General features: G+C 32.4%; 19 protein-coding genes. 7 read left to right on the top strand and 12 right to left on the bottom strand.

Going from position 1 to position 16,889, the window contains the following annotated elements; genetic code table 11:
• Position 1 precedes the first annotated feature (1 nt).
• The 8 genes from LPB87_RS11435 to LPB87_RS11400 all read right to left on the bottom strand — a co-directional run bounded on the left by LPB87_RS11435 (position 2) and on the right by LPB87_RS11400 (position 5,642).
• Positions 2–730, bottom strand: coding sequence for a metallophosphoesterase family protein (locus LPB87_RS11435; RefSeq protein ID WP_230727974.1), 729 nt, complete (start codon positions 728–730; stop codon positions 2–4).
• A gap of 2 nt (positions 731–732) precedes the next feature.
• Complete coding sequence (locus LPB87_RS11430) at positions 733–1,275, bottom strand: RNA 2'-phosphotransferase (protein WP_230727973.1); 543 nt, start codon at positions 1,273–1,275, stop codon at positions 733–735.
• Between the two features lie 5 nt (positions 1,276–1,280).
• Positions 1,281–1,916, bottom strand: coding sequence for a DUF4291 domain-containing protein (locus tag LPB87_RS11425; RefSeq protein ID WP_230727972.1), 636 nt, complete (start codon positions 1,914–1,916; stop codon positions 1,281–1,283).
• Between the two features lie 86 nt (positions 1,917–2,002).
• Positions 2,003–2,518 (bottom strand): O-acetyl-ADP-ribose deacetylase, encoded by a 516-nt coding sequence (locus LPB87_RS11420; protein WP_230727971.1) that lies wholly within the window; start codon positions 2,516–2,518, stop codon positions 2,003–2,005.
• 6 nt (positions 2,519–2,524) lie between these two features.
• Positions 2,525–3,061 (bottom strand): NADAR family protein, encoded by a 537-nt coding sequence (locus LPB87_RS11415; protein ID WP_230727970.1) that lies wholly within the window; start codon positions 3,059–3,061, stop codon positions 2,525–2,527.
• Positions 3,058–3,891 (bottom strand): ribose-phosphate diphosphokinase, encoded by an 834-nt coding sequence (gene prs, locus LPB87_RS11410; RefSeq protein ID WP_230727969.1) that lies wholly within the window; start codon positions 3,889–3,891, stop codon positions 3,058–3,060. The genes LPB87_RS11415 and prs overlap by 4 nt, the downstream gene beginning before the upstream one ends.
• 73 nt (positions 3,892–3,964) lie before the next feature.
• Positions 3,965–4,657, bottom strand: a complete 693-nt coding sequence (locus tag LPB87_RS11405) for an NUDIX domain-containing protein (protein ID WP_230727968.1) — start codon at positions 4,655–4,657, stop codon at positions 3,965–3,967.
• Between the two features lie 88 nt (positions 4,658–4,745).
• Complete coding sequence (locus tag LPB87_RS11400) at positions 4,746–5,642, bottom strand: LysR family transcriptional regulator (RefSeq protein WP_230727967.1); 897 nt, start codon at positions 5,640–5,642, stop codon at positions 4,746–4,748.
• An 87-nt stretch (positions 5,643–5,729) separates the two neighbouring features.
• Here LPB87_RS11400 and LPB87_RS11395 point away from each other — a divergent pair, with 87 nt between their 5' ends.
• The 3 genes from LPB87_RS11395 to LPB87_RS11385 all read left to right on the top strand — a co-directional run bounded on the left by LPB87_RS11395 (position 5,730) and on the right by LPB87_RS11385 (position 9,018).
• The gene (locus tag LPB87_RS11395) at positions 5,730–6,497 is read left to right on the top strand and encodes a type 1 glutamine amidotransferase domain-containing protein (protein WP_230727966.1); all 768 of its coding nucleotides are present in this window, start codon (positions 5,730–5,732) and stop codon (positions 6,495–6,497) included.
• A gap of 90 nt (positions 6,498–6,587) precedes the next feature.
• Complete coding sequence (locus LPB87_RS11390) at positions 6,588–7,745, top strand: iron-containing alcohol dehydrogenase (protein WP_230727965.1); 1,158 nt, start codon at positions 6,588–6,590, stop codon at positions 7,743–7,745.
• Positions 7,746–8,022: 277 nt separating this feature from the next.
• Positions 8,023–9,018, top strand: a complete 996-nt coding sequence (locus LPB87_RS11385; protein WP_129540517.1) for an NAD(P)H-dependent glycerol-3-phosphate dehydrogenase — start codon at positions 8,023–8,025, stop codon at positions 9,016–9,018.
• 133 nt (positions 9,019–9,151) lie between these two features.
• On the opposite strand, the gene LPB87_RS11380 is transcribed toward LPB87_RS11385, so the two are convergent.
• The 3 genes from LPB87_RS11380 to LPB87_RS11370 all read right to left on the bottom strand — a co-directional run bounded on the left by LPB87_RS11380 (position 9,152) and on the right by LPB87_RS11370 (position 11,220).
• The gene (locus LPB87_RS11380) at positions 9,152–9,559 is read right to left on the bottom strand and encodes a hypothetical protein (RefSeq protein ID WP_129540516.1); all 408 of its coding nucleotides are present in this window, start codon (positions 9,557–9,559) and stop codon (positions 9,152–9,154) included.
• Between the two features lie 78 nt (positions 9,560–9,637).
• Positions 9,638–10,657, bottom strand: a complete 1,020-nt coding sequence (gene pheS / locus LPB87_RS11375; protein WP_230727964.1) for a phenylalanine--tRNA ligase subunit alpha — start codon at positions 10,655–10,657, stop codon at positions 9,638–9,640.
• A gap of 206 nt (positions 10,658–10,863) precedes the next feature.
• A complete protein-coding gene (locus tag LPB87_RS11370) occupies positions 10,864–11,220 on the bottom strand; it encodes a hypothetical protein (RefSeq protein WP_129540515.1) in 357 nt (118 codons plus the stop codon).
• Between the two features lie 166 nt (positions 11,221–11,386).
• On the opposite strand from LPB87_RS11370, the gene LPB87_RS11365 reads away from it, so the two are divergent.
• The 3 genes from LPB87_RS11365 (at position 11,387) to LPB87_RS11355 (ending at position 15,094) form a co-directional block, all read left to right on the top strand.
• Entirely contained in the window at positions 11,387–11,920 is a 534-nt protein-coding gene (locus tag LPB87_RS11365) for a CvpA family protein (protein WP_129540514.1), read from the top strand.
• Between the two features lie 252 nt (positions 11,921–12,172).
• Positions 12,173–13,969: a translation elongation factor 4 gene (gene lepA, locus LPB87_RS11360; protein WP_129540513.1), complete on the top strand. Its 1,797-nt coding sequence runs from the start codon at positions 12,173–12,175 to the stop codon at positions 13,967–13,969.
• Between the two features lie 153 nt (positions 13,970–14,122).
• Positions 14,123–15,094, top strand: a complete 972-nt coding sequence (locus LPB87_RS11355; protein WP_230727963.1) for a YafY family protein — start codon at positions 14,123–14,125, stop codon at positions 15,092–15,094.
• 36 nt (positions 15,095–15,130) lie between these two features.
• Here LPB87_RS11355 and LPB87_RS11350 read toward each other — a convergent pair whose 3' ends face one another.
• A complete protein-coding gene (locus tag LPB87_RS11350; RefSeq protein WP_230727962.1) occupies positions 15,131–15,610 on the bottom strand; it encodes a DinB family protein in 480 nt (159 codons plus the stop codon).
• 197 nt (positions 15,611–15,807) lie between these two features.
• Here LPB87_RS11350 and thiL point away from each other — a divergent pair, with 197 nt between their 5' ends.
• Positions 15,808–16,854: a thiamine-phosphate kinase gene (thiL, locus tag LPB87_RS11345; protein WP_230727961.1), complete on the top strand. Its 1,047-nt coding sequence runs from the start codon at positions 15,808–15,810 to the stop codon at positions 16,852–16,854.
• Positions 16,855–16,889 lie beyond the last annotated feature (35 nt).

Genomic DNA, 16,889 nt, shown 5'->3' with positions numbered 1-16,889 from the left:
TTTAATTTCTTCCTTTTTCGTTCGGATATAATTCCTGGACTATATCGCTTTGCCAAAATGTTTTTGTTTCAGCATCCATACAGGATAATTTTCCATGAAAAGCAGCTCCTGTATCTATATTCCAAACATTACAACCCTGCATAGGAACTTCGATATTATAATGTAAGGTCGGTGTATGACCTATGTATATTTCTTCGTAAAGCGATAATCTTTTGGGATATAAAAGCGAATCTTTTTTTATTCGTTTATCCATTGTCAAAGCCATTTCCCACAATGTTCTATCCCAAGAATAATTACTCGAATAATGTTCTTTTTCTGGACCATGCATTGAGGAAAATCCTGCATGAATAAATAAGCGATTTTGCTCATCGATATAATAATCTTTCATGCTTTCAAAAAAGAACAAATGCTCCACTATTTTCTCAGAAGTAAAATCTTCATAGCTTTTTATAGTCGCCGTTCCTCCGTGTTGCAACCAAATATTATTTGGCTTTCCTGATTGTAACCACTCCTGACACCAAATATCATGATTCCCTTTAATAAATATACAGCTATGTGTTTTATTCAATTCGATAAGAAAATCAATTACTGCTGCAGATTCACTCCAACCATCAACATAATCTCCTAAGAAAATCAATCTATCATTTGCATGGATATTGGTTCGCTCCAAAAGCTGAATTAAAGCTCTTAATCCGCCATGAATATCTCCAATTACCAAAGTCCTTTTCATGATTAAAATTCTATATATTTTGCAGGCACTTCATCCGTTAACCAAACATTGTTTTCAGACAAATAAAATTTAAATCCCTCTCTATGCATGGCTCCACTCCTAACGCTTAAGATCTGCGGAGTTCCTCTTCTTCCTCCCACCTTAATAGCTGTTTCTCTATCCTGGCTAAGATGTACGTGTTGACGGCTCATTTTCTGAAGTCCTTCTCTTTTGATGCTTTCCATAAACTTCCCAACTGTTCCGTGATACAAAAACTCCGAAGGTTCAGCTTCATTCAGGTTTAACTCAACCGAAATTGAATGCCCTTGACTTGCTCTTATTTTAGTTTTGTCTTCATTAAAAGCAAATCTTTTTTTATCATTATTTTCTACTACATAATCCAGAAGTTCTGAATTTAATGTGTTTCCGTTTTTCGAACATTTTGCAATCAATTCTTCTACATCTGCCCAACCATTTTCATCTAGTTTTAAATTTATGGTTTCTGGCGAATGTCTGAGTACTAAACTCAGGAATTTGCTAATGCTTTTTGCTATTTTTTCATTCATAATTTCTATGAGATTTTTAATTTTTTATTCAATTCTTCATCCTTAAAAAGGAAAGGTCTTTCTGCTGGAACCATCAGATATTCTAATTGTTTATTCTGAACAAAAGAATATTGCTCTTTTACAAAATCTGAAATATCCTCGATTAGCACTATATCTTCTTTCGCAAAAGATTTTATAAAGTCATCTCTTAAGCCAATCTGTATGGCTCTTCTCTCTAACTTATTTCCGTAAGGATCATGATCCGGATCCCATTGCAGTCTTATTGATGAACTTTTTACTTGTGTTTGCCATTCTTCATGACTTATTCCTAGTGACGTATCATAAGACGAATAAACTGCGTTTTGCAAATATTCGTTGAATGCTGAAATCTTGAGATGAATTGCCAGCACCACTTCTTGTCCTTCTTTTGTTCCCCATCCATTTCTATACATCATCCACAAAAAATTAGGTTTTATCCAAGTCATTCGGGTAAGACTAAATTCTCCTCCAAAAAACTGATTTTTCACTGCAAAATCTCCTATTTCTTTTCGGTACGATTGATAAACTATTATTTCTTCATCGTCATATTGAGCCATAATGTGATAGCCTGATTTTGGCCATGCTGTAATTTGCTCATCGTATTTTTTTAATTCTATTTTCATTTTATTTCGCACACAATATCTTCATTGTGTGCATTTTATTTTAATTTTATCAGATTTAGTCTTTGATAATCTGATTCTATTTTAGTTTATTTATTATCTAATAAACGATTATAAATTTCATAACTCTCTTCATCAAAACAGACAAAGATTACTTTATCTATTTCTGAAATTTCATCGAAATCGCTCACAGTTTTTATTGCAATTTCAGCAGCTTTATCCTTTGGAAAATGATAAATTCCTGTGCTAATTCCTGGAAAAGCAATTGTCTTAATATTATTCTGAACCGCTAATTCTAAACTATTTTTATAGCACTCAGATAACAATTTGGACTTTTCTTCCTCATCTCCATTCCAAACCGGACCAACGGTATGAATTACATATTTTGCTGGTAAATTACCTGCCGTTGTAATTACTGCTTCTCCAACTTTACAGCCTCCTTGTTTGTTTCGGATTTGGACACATTCGTCTAAAATAGCTTTCCCTCCTTTTCTATGAATAGCTCCATCAACTCCTCCTCCTCCTAATAAAGAAGTATTAGCAGCATTTACAATTGCATCAACATGAATTTCTGTAATATCTGCTTTAAGAAGTTCTATTTTCATAATCTATTACTTTAATTCATCCCTAACTTCCATCAAAGCAAATCCTAAAAGGTTTGGCCCTCTCCATTTCTTAGGATTCAAAACATCTTTATGGTCACTTGCCATTCCTATACCCCAGATTGGGTCAACTGGACTTGCTTCTACTAAAACTCTATCCTTTGTATTGATCAGAAATTCTTTTAGGTTCTTATTCTGACTGAATTTGTAAAAATTCCCTTGTCGAACAATCTCATATCTATTATCTAACCAAACAGCATCATCATAATTTTTAACTTCTCTGCCTAGCTTTTTAGCTTCTGCGGGAGAATTGGCTTTAATTATTTTTTCTAAAACTTCTTTATCGTTAAACAATTCTGCTTTCTTTGCCATCATCCAGTGTTCTGCCGTTTTATAAGTCACATTATCAACTTCAAATGAGCTTAACCACCACTGACTGAAACAAGTTTTAGAAATACTTCCATCTTTATTTGGCTGATGTCCCCAAAAAAAGAGATATTTATTATCTTGATTTTCTACTATGAGTTTTTCTATACTATACTTCATATCAATTCACTTAATTTTACAACTTCAACACTTTCTCCCTCAAAATCTTTGAAAGAATTGGTTGTAAATATTTTATCGAAACAATCTAAAACCTCAAAACCTTTATTGAAAATTCCGTGGCTTACAGCTAGATATAATTTCCCTGCGTTTTTCTTTTTTAACTCTTCTGCTAATCCTACAAAGGTTCCCCCTCCATCACAAATATCATCTACAATAAGACAGTCCATTCCCTGCAAATCATCTTCATATACTTTAAAACCAGATAATCTTCCTGTTTTTACATCACGGCTTTTACTACATTCTACAACCTCTACTCCGCCAAGAAACTCAGAAACTTTATAGATTTTTTTCAACGCTCCACCGTCTGGAGAAATTAATTTTACATTGCTTCCTATTGTTTTTATCACTTTTTGGATAAAAATATGATTCGGAATTACATCACAATTGTTTACCAAAGCTGGGGTAACTTCAGAATGTGCATCAAAAACAGATACTTTGTTCAACTGCATTGCATTTATGATATCTGCATAAACTTTTACTGATAATGGTTCTCCTTTTATCATGACACGATCTTGTCTTGCTGCTGGAAAATAAGGAATAAACAAATCAATAACTTTTACGTCCATCCTTCTTAATGCGTCAACAGCTAAACATAATAATCCAAAATCGTTGAATGAATTTAATCTATGTGTAATTGTTATTTTTTGATTGACATCAAAATCAGGATTAATCTTGATGTGTGGTTCTCCTCCTGAAAAAATGAAACTTTTAAAATCTATTTCTTTTTGTCCTGGAAATGGTCTGAAATTTGGGTCTAAATTAAGTATCATAGTTTTTTAGTTTGCGTTAATTATACGCAAATATACATTTAATATTTTATTCAACAATTATTTTGTGTAAAAATTACGCAAACTTTATTTCAAAGTGGAATCCTTCTTTCAATAAGTCATTATATTTCTTCTGATTAAACTTAAATAATTTTGCTGGCCTTCCTGTTTTATTAGGAGAAAAATTATCTGTTTCCTGAATAATCCCGTAACTTAAAATCTTTTTTCTAAAATTTCTTCTATCTATTTCTTTCTCTAAAATCGTACAATATAGATTCTCTAATTCTGAAAACATAAACTCTACTGGCAATAAATCAAACCCGATTGGTTCATAAGTAAGTTTTGCTTTTAAACGTTCAATTGCCTTTTTTAGAATCAAATTATGATCAAAGGCCAAAACTGGAATAGCATCCACTTTAAACCATTGTGCATTATCTGCGTCAGAATCAGCCTTAACTTTTAGCTTTGAAGGATCTACTAATGCAAAATATGCTACAGAAATAACTCTGTTTCTCGGATCTCTGAAAACATCATCACCGAAAGTAAATAATTGTTCAAAGTGATTCACCGTAATATTAGTTTCCTCTTTTAGCTCCCGTTTTACTGCTTGCTGCAATGATTCATCATTTTTCACTAATCCGCCTGGCAAAGCCCAATACGATTCTGTAGATCCAAATTTTTGCTGAATTAAAAGCACATATAATTGATTGTTTTGGTATCCAAAAACAATCGCATCGACAGCAACTCTAATATTTTGATTTTCTATCATAACTTTAATGCGTAAAATTTACACAAATATAAATACTATTTGTACTGATTAAGATTTAACCTCTATCAAATATAAACATAAGTGATTATCATTTTAAAACCTCCTTTAATTCTGTAGCAATAGTTTCAAAAATAGGACTCAGGTTACTGTTTTTTCCAGACAATAAGAAAACATCTATACTAGGCATTTCTTTACTATTCCATAGTAGTTTTATCTTATTTTCTTGAATTAATTCTTTTGCATTACAATCCCATGTTATTCCAATTCCACTATTTTTAGAAAGCACCCTTAGCATTTCACTTTCATTAGGAATAATATAATTGGCCACCATAGATGGTCTTTTTTTATTAAAAACACTTAACCAAAATAATTTAATATGCGGAATTCGAGCATCATGACTATACCATTTTTGCTCATTAAGCCACTGCTCTATTTCAGATAATTTTTTAGATTTTAATTTTAACTTGAATTCATTTGTCTCAAGTTGCGGGGATGAAACCATTATTAATTTAATTTTTCCAACAATTTCGTATATCGTATCAAACGTATCAAACTGCTTGGTGATAATGGCAAAATCAAGCTTCTTAGTATCAACTAACTCAAAAAGTGTATCATTATCATGAAAACTAAAATCTATAAAATCGAATTTAGAAATCAGAACACTTCCTAAACTAGCAAATAAATTTTTAGAAATCCCTACTGAAATTAATCGATTGGCATCGGAAGCCTTTGCACGAAATCCATTCTCTACATTTTCGAGACGATCTAGGGCATCTATAATTAGATTATTAAGTAACTTAGCATAGTCCGTTGGTTCTACTCCTTTTGATTTTCTATTAAAGAGCTTATAACCGACGTGTGCTTCCAACATTGATATTTGCTGGCTAACTGCTGGTTGACTGATAAAAAGCTCTTTGGCGGCCAAAGAAAAATTACCATTTTTATATACCGATTTAAACGTTCTGTACCATTCTAAATTAACCATGATATAAATATATTTATCACAAACATAATTTATTTTATTTTTACTAATACCTTAATTACTCTAATTTTGTATCAAATAAAACATCTTATGAAGAAAATTGCTCTATTTGTTATTATCGCATTAACTATAAACAGTACAAAAGTTACTGCCCAAAAAGTAAATAAAAAAGCTATGAAAAAAGTATTATTTGTTGTAACCAGTAATGACAAACTGGGCAATACAGGAGAAAAAACAGGTTTTTGGTCAGAAGAATTTGCTGCACCTTATTATGAGTTATTAGATCAGGGTATTGAAATTACAATTGCTTCACCACTTGGAGGGCAACCACCAATAGATCCAAAAAGTGCAGATCCAGCATCTGCAACAGAAGACACAAAACGATTTGATACTGACAAAGTATTACAAGAAAAATTAGCACACACACACAAACTTTCGACTATCAATCAAGCAAATTACGATGCTGTTTTTTATCCTGGAGGTCATGGACCATTGTGGGATTTAGTAGAAGATAAAAATTCAATTGCTTTAATTGAGTCTTTTTATACTCACAAAAAACCTGTAGCTTTTGTTTGTCACGCTCCTGCTGTGTTAAAAAATGTGAAAGTAAATGGTGAATTTTTAGTAAAAGGAAAAAAAGTAACTGGTTTTACAAATGAAGAAGAAGAGGCCGTTGGCTTAACTAAAGTCGTTCCCTTTTTATTAGAAGATGCTTTAAAACATAATGGAGCAAATTTCTTAAAAGGAGGAAACTGGGAACCATACGCCGTTGAAGATGGATTAATAATTACAGGACAAAATCCTGCATCATCAAAATTGGTTGCTAAAAAGTTATTACAAAAATTGAATTCTAAATAAAGATGCTAAGCTCCTGAGATTCTATTCTACTATGAAAAAAACATAGAACCTCAACAACTTAGTATCTTAGTAACTATAAAATAAAAAACTATGTTAAACTTTGAATTATACAATCCGACAAATCTAGTTTTCGGAAAAGGACAAATTGATAAACTAAAAGACCTTGTTCCTCAAGGAGCGAAAATATTATTGGCTTATGGAGGTGGAAGCATCTTTAAAAACGGAATTCACGAACAAGTAATCAATAATCTTAAAGGTTTTGATATTGTTGAATTCGGCGGAATTGAACCAAATCCACACTTCGAAACTTTAATGAAAGCTGTAGCGGTTATCAAAGCTGAAAAAATTGATTTTATTTTAGCTGTTGGTGGTGGTTCTGTAATTGACGGAGTTAAATTTATTTCGGCTGCCGTTAATTTTGATGGGAATCCAATTGATATCCTTCATAAACGTTTGTTGATTAAAGAAAATGCTGTACCATTCGGAACCGTTCTAACGTTGCCTGCAACAGGAAGCGAAATGAATTCAGGTGCTGTAGTTACCATTGAAGCTACTCAGGAAAAATTAGCTTTTGGTGGAAGTGCGTTGTTTCCAAAATTCTCTATTTGTGATCCAACTGTAATTGCATCTTTACCAAAAAGACAATTACAAAATGGTGTTGTAGATGCTTATACTCACGTTATGGAACAATACTTAACGTATCCTCATGAAGGTTATTTACAAGACCGAATTGCCGAAGGTATTTTACAAACTTTAATAGAGGTTGGACCAAAAGTAGTTGAAAACCCTACTGATTATACTCTGGCTTCAAACTTTATGTGGAGTTGTACTATGGCGCTAAATGGATTAATTCAAAAAGGTGTACCTAGTGATTGGGCAACTCATATGATTGGTCATGAATTAACTGCTTTATATGGCATCGACCATGCTAGAACATTAGCAATTGTTGGTCCTAGTTTATACCATGTAATGTTTGAAACTAAAAAAGGAAAACTAGCACAATACGGAAGACGTATTTTTAACCTAACAGGTTCAGATGATGAAGTTGCTAAAGAAGCTATCAACCAAACAGTGGCCTTTTTTCATACTATGGGAATGGATACCAAACTATCTCAATATACAAATGACTATGACAAAACAGCCGATTTTATAGTAAATCGCTTTGAAGAAAGAGGATGGAAAGGTTTAGGAGAAAATCAATTGGTTACTTTGGATAAAGTAAAATCGATTGTAGAAATGAGTTATTAAACTTCTCAAGATAGAAATAAAATAGAAAAGGCGTTCTTAAACTTATTTTAAGGACGCCTTTTCACAATACTAAAACAAAACTAACTAACTCAATTTGTAAATTCATTTAACTAAAATTCTAATTCATAAACTACTATAACGTAAGAATCAATAACTTATTGTATGCAATGTAAAAAAAATCGTTTTTTATTATTGAAACCAAAATAGCACATTAATTCGGCTCTTTTTTGTGTTATTACTGCATTATTAAGTACTTTTGATGAAAATTAATAATTAAATGAGCGAAAATTTAAAATTTGCAGTAATCGGTGGTGGAAGCTGGGCGACCGCCATTGCAAAAATGCTATGTGTAAATCTTTCTGAAATTTCGTGGTACATGCGTAATGACGCTGCTATCGAACACATTAATAAATACAAACACAACCCGAATTACTTAAGTTCGGTAGAATTTGATACTCAAAAACTAAAGCTTACCAATAATATAAATGAAGCCGTTGAATATGCTGATTATATTATTTTTGCTATTCCATCGGCTTTTTTACATGCTGAGTTAGAGAAACTAACTGTATCGTTAGAGAATAAAATTGTTTTCTCTGCTATTAAAGGGATTGTTCCTGAAACGAGTTTGATTGTTGGAGAGCATTTTCATATAAAATACGACATTCCTTTTTACAATATTGGTGTTATTACTGGTCCATGTCATGCCGAAGAAGTTGCGCTTGAAAGATTATCATATTTAACAATTGCATGTGGCGATCCAAGTAAAGCTGGCGTTGTTGCTAAAAACCTATCTGGAAACTACATTAAAGCCAAAATTTCTGATGATATTATTGGTACCGAATATGCTGCAATGCTTAAAAACATTTATGCGATAGCTGCTGGAATTGCACATGGCTTAGGTTATGGCGACAATTTTCAATCGGTTATCATGAGTAATGCCATTCGTGAAATGAAGAAATTCATCAAGAAAGTGCATAAAATGAAACGTAACATTAATGACTCAGCTTACTTAGGCGATTTATTAGTTACAGGATATTCTGTTTTTTCAAGAAACAGAATGTTTGGAAATATGATTGGAAAAGGATACACTGTAAAAAGTGCTATGATGGAGATGAGCATGGTTTCTGAAGGGTATTATGCAACCAAAAGCGCTTACAAACTAAACCAAGGTTACGGTGCAAAAACACCAATTATAGATGCTGTATATAGTATCTTATATGAAGGCAAAGACGCCAAAGTGGTATTTAAAAAATTAACGGATTTATTAGACTAATATTTCGTTTTCTATCTGTTAAAAATAAAGAAGAGTCCCAAATAATTAAATTATTTGGGACTCTTCTTTATTCATCTATTTACTCTTTTTATAGAAATTATATGCTACATTTTTTAAAAATTGCAACAACAAACTATTTCACCATAATTCCTTCAACGAATAGAATTGGCACTTCTTCAGAAAAATCTTCATGAATAGAATGTGCTTTGAAAATAAACTTCTTATCATATAATGTATTACCGATAAAATAAGTAACCATAAATTCGTTGTTTAAAGTCAATAGGCTTTTTTCTACCATTTCGATTTTTACAACTGAAACTGCAGGAACTTCAACAAAAGCATGACGCAAAAGTGACGTTTTTTTCATTTCGCCATCGATTGTTCCAAAAGCTTTTGAAACCACCATTACACTATCAATATTAAAATCACTATCATTTATAAGATAAGCGTACCACACTTTCTCCATAAAATCGTCGCTCCATTCTTGAACAACTGCCAAAAATACATTTTCTACTTCTGGAATAATTATATCCTTTTTCATATTAGTCTAAACTTATAAAATCATAAAGTCGAAAATCCCATACTTTGAAACTTTCGACTTTATAACTTTCAACTTATATTATATATTCGATTTAAATTGCTCTAAGAATCGAACATCATTTTCGTAAAACATACGAATATCTCCAATTTGGTACAACAACATTGCAATACGCTCTACTCCCATTCCAAATGCAAACCCATTGTATTCTTCTGGATTTATATCACAATTTTTCAAAACGTTTGGATCTACCATTCCACAACCACCAATTTCTAACCAACCCGTTCCTTTAGTGATACGATAATCAGTTTCCGTTTTTAGTCCCCAATAAATATCGATCTCAGCACTAGGCTCTGTAAATGGAAAATATGATGGACGCAAACGAATTTTTGACTTTCCGAACATTTCTTTCGTAAAGTAAAGCAAAGTTTGTTTTAAATCGGCAAACGAAACATCTTTATCAATATACAATCCTTCTACCTGATGGAAAATACAGTGTGAACGTGACGAAATTGCTTCATTACGAAAAACACGTCCTGGAGAAATAGTACGAATAGGCGGTTTATGATTTTCCATATAACGCACCTGAACTGATGAAGTATGTGTACGCAACAATACATCAGGATTTGTTTGTATAAAAAATGTATCCTGCATATCACGTGCCGGATGGTATTCCGGAAGATTTAATGCGGTAAAATTATGCCAGTCATCTTCGATTTCTGGACCTTCGGAAACGTTAAAACCAATATTAGCAAAAATATCTATAATCTGATTCTTCACGATTGATATCGGATGACGAGAGCCAATAATTATTGGTTCTGCAGCACGAGTTAAATCTCCATAAACACCTTTAACTTCTTCCTTGCTTTCTAAAGCTTCAACAATAGCCTTTACTTTATCTTCAGCAGCTGTTTTTAAAGCGTTTATAACTTGTCCAAATTCCTTTTTTTGATCATTTGGTACAGTCTTAAATTCGGCAAAAAAATCGTTTAAAACACCTTTCTTACCAAGAAATTTAATTCGGAATGCTTCTAATTCTTCTTTGTTTTCTGTTGAAAAAGCTTGAGCTTCCCCAATATATTCTTTTATCTTATCTATCATCGATCTTACTTTGAAACTACAAATTTAAGGATTTTGTTCTAAGTATAATGTCTAAAATTCAAAGTTTCCTTTCAATTTCAAGAAACTATCTTATCAAACTAATTTTTAGTCGCAGTTTACAGTCGCGATATTCATTCTGGGTTTTCAGTACCTATTGAAAGACAAACCGAAACTGTGACTGTAGACTGAGACTGAATACTAAAAAACTAATCAATAAGTTTTCTTTCTAAAAAATAATTCACAATTGCTTCTTTCATCAAAACAGATTGTTCTCCTGCCTTTAATGGAGGTAATTCTTCTTTTACTTTGTAATGCGGCCAACCTTCTTCGTCAAAAAACTCAAATTCATAAAACCCATAAGGTTCTAATAACCTACATATAGCGATATGCATTAGGTTTAATTTTTCATCTTTTTTAAATTCGCGATGTAATTTTCCTAACTCCTGTACCCCGATTAAATAAATTATGGAATCTAAATCTAAGTTTTCTCCTTGTGAAAATTGATCAGAAAGTATATTTACAAGCTGTTCCCAGCGTTCTTTAAGTTGTGTGTCTCTTGACATATTTATATTGTTGATTATGATTTGTACCCTTCGACTCTGCTCAGGATAACATTTTATAGGATTTAAAAAATATAAATCCGTTTACAAAGATAAGAACTTGAAATTTGACAATACGTAGTAGATAATTCTTTTATATTTGCGCATTCATTAAACAAAAATTAAGAATATGAGTTTTTTCGATATGATTTTAGGTGCTTTATTGATTTTCGGTTTGTACCAAGGCATCAAAAATGGTCTTTTTGTAGAGGTTGCCTCTTTTATATCTCTACTATTGGGAATTTATTTAGCCATTAAATTCTCGTCTTTAATGAAAGAAATCATCATGAAACATGTTTCATGGAATCCAAATACGATTCAGATTACAGCATTTATATTGACATTTATTTTAGTGGTCATTGTTGTATATCTATTAGCTAAATTTTTAACCGGAATTGCAGATTTTGCTCAATTAGGATGGCTTAATAAACTTGGTGGTGGTCTTTTTAGAATTCTAAAAACTGTTTTAATATTAAGTGTCGTTTTTACCCTTTTTGAAAAAATAAACTTCAACCATACTTTTGCAAAAAAAGAAACCTTAGATAAATCAATCTTTTATAATCCAATACAAAAAGTAGCTAGTTTTATTTATCCTTCAATAGAAAACTGGTATGATACCTTAAAGAAAAGCAGTGCTGAGAAAGAATCTGAAACAACCAAATAAAAGATCTTTTCTTACATAACAAAGACTGCCTTTTATGCAAATTTAGATTTTAGAATAAACATATAAGAGTGTAAAAAACAGCCGAATTCATCTTTTATTTCTTAAAGCCTCAACAATAATACATCTAGATTCTAGAATCCAAAACTTTGCATTATCTTTGCAGATTATTGAAGAGGTGTTACGGCTTTGCTACACCATAGATTTACAACAAAAAAACACTTAAACTCGCATAGAGAATTGACATAATAAACAATGAAAAAGATACGTAACTTTTGCATTATTGCACACATTGATCACGGTAAAAGTACACTTGCTGACCGTTTGCTTGGCGCTACACAAACCGTAACTGCTCGTGAAGAAAAGGCCCAATTGCTAGACAATATGGACTTGGAGCGCGAACGTGGAATTACCATAAAAAGTCACGCAATACAAATGGAGTACACTTATAAAGGAGAAGAATACATCCTGAATTTAATTGACACTCCAGGACACGTTGACTTTTCATACGAAGTTTCTCGATCAATTGCTGCTTGCGAAGGAGCACTATTAATTGTTGATGCTGCACAAAGTATTCAGGCTCAAACCATATCAAATTTATACTTAGCACTAGAAAATGACTTAGAAATCATTCCAGTTTTAAATAAAGTTGATTTACCAAGTGCAAATCCAGAAGAAGTTAGTGATGATATTATTGATTTATTAGGATGTAAATTAGAAGATATTATTCATGCTTCTGGAAAAACAGGTTTTGGTGTCGAAAATATTTTGGCTGCCATTATTGAAAAAATCCCACCTCCAACAGGAAATATTGATGAGCCATTACAGGCTTTGATTTTCGATTCACATTACAATCCGTTTCGTGGAATTGAAGTTATTTTCCGTGTGAAAAATGGAGAAATCAGAAAAGGGCAAAAAATTAAATTCATGGCCACTGGAAATGAATATTTTGCGGATGAAATTGGAACATTAAAATTAAATCAAGTTCCTAAAAATGTAATTTCTGCAGGTGATGTTGGTTACTTAATTTCTGGAATTAAAGAAGCCAAAGAGGTTAAAGTTGGAGATACTCTAACTGATGCTAAAGTCCCTACAACTAATATGATTACCGGTTTTGAGGATGTAAAACCAATGGTATTTGCTGGAATTTATCCTGTAGATACTGAAGATTATGAAGATTTGCGTTCTTCTATGGAGAAATTACAATTAAATGATGCTTCGTTAGTTTTTACTCCTGAAAGTTCTGCTGCTTTAGGATTTGGTTTCCGTTGTGGATTCTTAGGAATGCTTCACATGGAAATCATTCAGGAGCGTTTAGAGCGCGAATTTGATATGACTGTAATTACTACAGTACCTAACGTTTCGTATCTTGCTTATACCAAAAAAGAACCAGAAACGGCTTTTGTAGTAAACAATCCATCAGATTTACCAGAGCCTTCAAAACTAGACAGAGTTGAAGAACCATATATTAAAGCAACAATTATTACAAAAGCTGACTTTGTTGGAAACGTAATGAGTTTGTGTATCGAAAAACGCGGTCAAATTACCAATCAAACCTATTTAACTACAGAACGTGTAGAATTAAATTTTGATATGCCATTAGCCGAAATTGTATTCGATTTTTATGATCGTTTAAAAACGGTTTCTAAAGGTTATGCTTCTTTCGATTACACTCCGATAGGAATGAGAACTTCTAAATTAGTAAAATTGGATGTTCTTTTAAATGCACAAACTGTTGATGCACTTTCTGCATTGATTCACGAAGACAATGCTTATAACATCGGTAAAAAAATGACCGAAAAATTACGTGAATTAATCCCAAGACAACAATTTGACATTCCGATTCAAGCTGCAATTGGAGCTAAAATTATTGCTCGTGAAACTATAAAAGCATTACGTAAAGACGTTACTGCAAAATGTTATGGTGGAGATATTTCGCGTAAGCGTAAACTTCTTGAAAAACAGAAAAAAGGTAAAAAACGTATGCGTCAGGTAGGAAACGTTGAAATTCCGCAAGAAGCATTTATGGCTGTACTTAAATTGAATGACTAGTTTTTTATTTTAGAAGAAAGAAAGAATAAAGAGAATAGAATATAGATTGAACCCGATGACGAAAGTTGTCGGGTTTTTTGTTTTCTGTCGCTACGAATTTCAAAAACCTTAGTAACTTAGCATCTCAAAACCTTAGTTCCTTAAAAGAAAAAAATGCTCGACGAAACTCCCAAACGATTTGACCGAATTGTGGCTATTCTTATCCAATTGCAATCTAAAAAAATTGTAAAAGCGCAGGAATTGGCCAATCGTTTTGACTGCAGTTTGCGAACTATTTATCGCGACATTCGCACTCTTGAAGCTTCTGGAGTTCCTATCTACAGTGAAGCCGGAGTTGGTTATGCTTTGATGGAAGGATACCGCTTACCTCCTGTAATGTTTACTAAAGAAGAAGCAAGCAGTTTTATCGCTGCCGAAAAATTGATGCAAAAATTCACTGACACTGCATTGGGAAACCATTATGCTTCGGCCATGTATAAATTAAAAGCAGTGCTCAATAGCGACGATAAGGATTGGGTTTCTACAATTGAATCAAACGTTTTGATGCAATCTGCCGAAAAGCTTTTTAATGATAAATCTCCAAATACTTTAGCAGTTCTATTTGAAAGTATTGCCAAGAAAAAACAAATTATCCTTTCCTATAAAGCATTAAATTCATATGAAATTATTGAGAGAAACATAGAGTCGGTTGGCGTTTTTCATGATAATAACAATTGGTACGTTATAGGATATTGTCATTTACGTAGCGATTACAGACAGTTTCGAGCCGATCGCATACATGCGATAAAAAAAACAGATAAGCTCTTTACATTAGAACATGATTCTCTAGAGACTTATTTGAACAAGAATGAAACTATCTCGACTACCAAAGTGCGTATTCTTGTCGAAAAAAAAATAGCTCGATATTTATCATATGAGCAAAAATACCATGGTTTTATTTCTGAAAGAGAAGTAGAGCACCAAATTGAAATGACTTTTATGTCACGCGACATTGAAGAAGGTTTCCCTCGTTGGTTTTTAATGTTTGGTGATTATGCTACGATAATTGAACCTGAGCGATTAAAACTTCGGGTTTTAGAATTGTTAGATAAAAACAAAAACAGACTTCTAGAAAAAAACTCCTAAAACAAGTTTCATCTTATTTTAGGAGTTTTAATCATTTTATCTTTCCCAGAAAAATGGAGGTTCAATACCCAAGGCTCTCAAATAAACATAGCCTTGTCCACGATGATGTACTTCATTATCTATAAAATACAAGATATTCTGAATAATCGGAAATTCATATTGTCCAAACAAATTGAAAGTTTCATTAAAGTCTTCTATCGTTAATTTTTCCCAATATCGATTAATCTCTTCTGTAGATTCATCCCATTTTTCAAGATATTGTGCCTTAAAAATCAATTTTTCTTCTCCTTCTTTAAAAGGCTGACTCTCTCTTTCTACGATACTTTTTAGAGCTGGTGCCGCAATAGCCAAAAGCTCATCTGCTATTTTTGAAAAAGTACGCATCCCTCCGATAGAAAATTCAAAAAAATCTTTTTCCGGGAACGCTTCTATAACATGACGTGTTAACGCACGATGTCCTTGCCAATGTTTTAATAAATCTTCTGGAGTAATAACTTGTGCTACTAGTGTTTTCATAATTTTAAAGTTTGATTTTTTATTACTTCAAAAGTAAATTGAGCTGGTGACAACAGTTTGTCAGTAGTAAAATAAAGTTATTAATTATTTTAATTATTACTCAAAAAAAGCTGTCTGGTGTCTTTAGAGTCAGAAACTTATTTATAAAAAAAACCTTTGTACCTTTGCCCCTCAATAAACTTTGGAACTTAGAAAAAATGATTGAAGATAAAAACCCACAACGTACCAGCATAGCACAATTAGGCGAATTTGGACTAATTGAGCACTTAACACGAAACTTTGATGTTACTCAGGAATCTACTTTAAAAAGTATCGGTGATGATGCAGCCGTATTAGATTTTAAAGATAAAAAAGTAGTTGTTTCTACCGATTTATTAATCGAGGGCGTGCATTTTGATTTGGCTTATATGCCTTTAAAGCATTTAGGCTACAAAGCTGTCGTAGTAAACATCTCTGACATTTGCGCTATGAATGCCAAGCCAACACAAATAACTGTTTCTGTAGCAGTTTCTAATCGTTTTCCTTTAGAAGCCCTAGAAGAGTTATTTGCAGGTATTACACATGCTGCCAAAGAATATAATGTAGATGTAATTGGTGGTGATACTACCTCATCTCAAAAAGGGCTGATTATTAGCATTACTGCTATTGGTGAAGCCGATGAGAATGAAATTGTGTATAGAAATGGCGCCAAACAAACCGATTTATTGGTTGTTACTGGCGACATTGGAGCTGCCTATATGGGATTACAAGTTTTAGAAAGAGAGAAACAAGTTTTTCAGGTAAACCCTAATTCTCAACCCGATTTAGATGCTTATACTTATTTAATTGAGCGCCAATTAAAACCTGAAGCTCGTAAAGACATTCGTACTTTATTACACGCTCTTGAAATTAAACCAACTTCTATGATTGACATTTCTGATGGATTATCTTCTGAGATTATTCATTTATGCAAGCAATCTAAAGTAGGTTGTAATTTATACGAAGATAAATTACCTCTAGATCCTCAATTCATTAGTGTTTGTGAAGAGTTTAATATCGATAGCACCACAGTAGCAATAAATGGCGGAGAAGATTATGAATTACTTTTTACTATTGCTATGGAAGATTTCGAAAAAATAAAAGCAAATCCAAACTTCTCAATTATTGGTCATATGACGCAAGAAAGCGAAGGGATTCACTTAGTAACTCGTGCTAATACAAAAATTGCTTTAAAAGCTCGTGGATGGGACGCTTTAAGCGAATAACCCTCATATTCAAAAAATAAAAAAGACATCTATTG

This window comes from Flavobacterium sp. EDS (assembly GCF_020991525.1).
GTDB lineage: Bacteria > Bacteroidota > Bacteroidia > Flavobacteriales > Flavobacteriaceae > Flavobacterium.
The sequence above is the reverse complement of the archived record's forward strand: the minus strand, read 5'-3'. Positions and strand labels throughout refer to the sequence as shown.